At 51.6% G+C, this 3176-nt stretch carries 2 rRNA genes; both read left to right on the forward strand.

From position 1 onward, the window contains the following. Nucleotide 1: 1 nt before the first annotated feature. Nucleotides 2–2903, forward strand: a 23S ribosomal RNA gene (locus tag ACP3PW_RS17195). A 140-nt stretch (nt 2904–3043) separates the two neighbouring features. Further along, nucleotides 3044–3159: ribosomal RNA gene (gene rrf, locus ACP3PW_RS17200) — 5S ribosomal RNA — on the forward strand. Nucleotides 3160–3176: the final 17 nt, after the last annotated feature.

Raw genomic sequence — 3176 nt, forward strand, 5'->3', positions numbered from 1 at the left:
TGGTCAAGTGATTAAGCGCATACGGTGGATGCCTTGGCAGTTGGAGGCGATGAAAGACGCGATAGCCTGCGATAAGCTTCGGGGAGGTGGCAAATGACCTTTGATCCGGAGATCTCTGAATGGGGAAACCCACTTGGCATAAGCCAGGTATCCTTAACTGAATACATAGGTTAAGGAGGCGAACCCGGGGAACTGAAACATCTAAGTACCCGGAGGAAAAGAAATCAACCGAGATTCCGTAAGTAGCGGCGAGCGAACGCGGATTAGCCCTTAAGCTTCTTAAGATTTAGTAGAACGCTCTGGAAAGTGCGGCCGTAGTGGGTGATAGCCCCGTATACGAAAGGTCTTTTGAAGTGAAATCGAGTAGGTCGGAGCACGTGAAACTTTGACTGAATATGGGGGGACCATCCTCCAAGGCTAAATACTCCCAACTGACCGATAGTGAACCAGTACCGTGAGGGAAAGGCGAAAAGAACCCCGTTAAGGGGAGTGAAATAGAACCTGAAACCGTATGCGTACAAGCAGTGGGAGCAGACTTGTTCTGTGACTGCGTACCTTTTGTATAATGGGTCAGCGACTTAATTTCAGTGGCAAGCTTAACCGAATAGGGGAGGCGTAGGGAAACCGAGTCTTAATAGGGCGTCGAGTCGCTGGAATTAGACCCGAAACCGGGCGATCTATCCATGGCCAGGGTGAAGGTTGAGTAACATCAACTGGAGGCCCGAACCCACTGTCGTTGAAAAGCCAGGGGATGAGCTGTGGATCGGAGTGAAAGGCTAATCAAGCCCGGAGATAGCTGGTTCTCCTCGAAAGCTATTTAGGTAGCGCCTCATGTATCACCACCGGGGGTAGAGCACTGTTTGGGCTAGGGGGTCATCCCGACTTACCAACCCCATGCAAACTCCGAATACCGGTGAGTGCAATCATGGGAGACAGACAGCGGGTGCTAACGTCCGTTGTCAAGAGGGAAACAACCCAGACCGCCAGCTAAGGTCCCAAATATCAGTTAAGTGGGAAACGATGTGGGAAGGCTTAGACAGCTAGGAAGTTGGCTTAGAAGCAGCCATCTTTTAAAGAAAGCGTAATAGCTCACTAGTCGAGTCGGCCCGCGCGGAAGATGTAACGGGGCTCAAACTGATAACCGAAGCTGCGGATGCGTATTCTTGTTTACAGGAGTACGCATGGTAGAGGAGCGTTCTGTAAGCCGTTGAAGGTGAATCGAGAGGTTTGCTGGAGGTATCAGAAGTGCGAATGCTGACATGAGTAACGATAAGGGGAGTGAGAAACTCCCCCGCCGAAAGACCAAGGTTTCCTGCGCAACGTTAATCGGCGCAGGGTGAGTCGGCCCCTAAGGCGAGGGCGAAAGCCGTAGTCGATGGGAAACGGGTTAATATTCCCGTACTTGTATTTACTGCGATGGAGTGACGGAGAAGGCTAGGCCATCAGGGCGTTGGTTGTCCCTGTTTAAGGTTGTAGGCTGAGGACTTAGGTAAATCCGGGTCCTTAAGGCTGAGAGCTGATGACGAGTGATCTTTTAGATCATGAAGTGGTTGATGCCATACTTCCAGGAAAAACTTCTAAGCTTCAGGTAGATACGAACCGTACCCCAAACCGACACAGGTGGTCAGGTAGAGAATACCAAGGCGCTTGAGAGAACTCGGGTGAAGGAACTAGGCAAAATGGCACCGTAACTTCGGGAGAAGGTGCGCCGCGGATGGTGATGGGACTTGCTCCCTAAGCTGTTTGCGGTCGAAGATACCAGTTGGCTGCGACTGTTTATTAAAAACACAGCACTGTGCAAACACGAAAGTGGACGTATACGGTGTGACGCCTGCCCGGTGCCGGAAGGTTAATTGATGGGGTTAGCTTCGGCGAAGCTCTTGATCGAAGCCCCGGTAAACGGCGGCCGTAACTATAACGGTCCTAAGGTAGCGAAATTCCTTGTCGGGTAAGTTCCGACCTGCACGAATGGCGTAACGATGGCCAAGCTGTCTCCACCCGAGACTCAGTGAAATTGAAATCGCTGTTAAGATGCAGTGTATCCGCGGCTAGACGGAAAGACCCCGTGAACCTTTACTATAGCTTCACACTGGACTTTGAACCTATTTGTGTAGGATAGGTGGGAGGCTTTGAAGCGGTAACGCCAGTTATCGTGGAGCCATCCTTGAAATACCACCCTGGTATGTTTGAGGTTCTAACTCTGGTCCGTTATCCGGATCGAGGACAGTGTGTGGTGGGTAGTTTGACTGGGGCGGTCTCCTCCCAAAGAGTAACGGAGGAGCACGAAGGTGCGCTAAGTACGGTCGGACATCGTACGGTTAGTGTAAAGGCATAAGCGCGCTTGACTGCGAGACTGACAAGTCGAGCAGGTACGAAAGTAGGTCTTAGTGATCCGGTGGTTCTGTATGGAAGGGCCATCGCTCAACGGATAAAAGGTACTCCGGGGATAACAGGCTGATACCGCCCAAGAGTTCACATCGACGGCGGTGTTTGGCACCTCGATGTCGGCTCATCACATCCTGGGGCTGAAGCCGGTCCCAAGGGTATGGCTGTTCGCCATTTAAAGTGGTACGCGAGCTGGGTTTAGAACGTCGTGAGACAGTTCGGTCCCTATCTGCCGTGGACGTTTGAGATTTGAGAAGAGCTGCTCCTAGTACGAGAGGACCGGAGTGGACGAACCTCTGGTGTTCGGGTTGTGTCGCCAGACGCATTGCCCGGTAGCTACGTTCGGACAGGATAACCGCTGAAAGCATCTAAGCGGGAAGCCCCCTTCAAGATGAGATCTCACTGGCCCCTTGAGGGCCCTGAAGAGCCGTTGAAGACTACGACGTTGATAGGCTGGGTGTGTAAGCGTTGTGAGGCGTTGAGCTAACCAGTACTAATTGCTCGTGAGGCTTGACCATATAACGCCAAAGTTATTTGGATACAGAAGTGATCATAGAGAGTTCGCGAATTGCGACGAGATAGATCGATTGATGTTCAGTAGTACTGTCACAGTTTCCGGGTAGGCAGCCAGAGATGGTTGTTTATCCAACCGGTTATGCTTGACGACCATAGCGAGAGTGTCCCACCTGATCCCATCCCGAACTCAGAAGTGAAACCTCTTAGCGCCGATGGTAGTGTGGAGTTTCTCCATGTGAGAGTAGGTCATCGTCAGGCTTTTATTCGAAACCCCG

This window comes from Aestuariirhabdus sp. LZHN29, assembly GCF_049985285.1.
Taxonomy (GTDB): domain Bacteria; phylum Pseudomonadota; class Gammaproteobacteria; order Pseudomonadales; family Aestuariirhabdaceae; genus Aestuariirhabdus.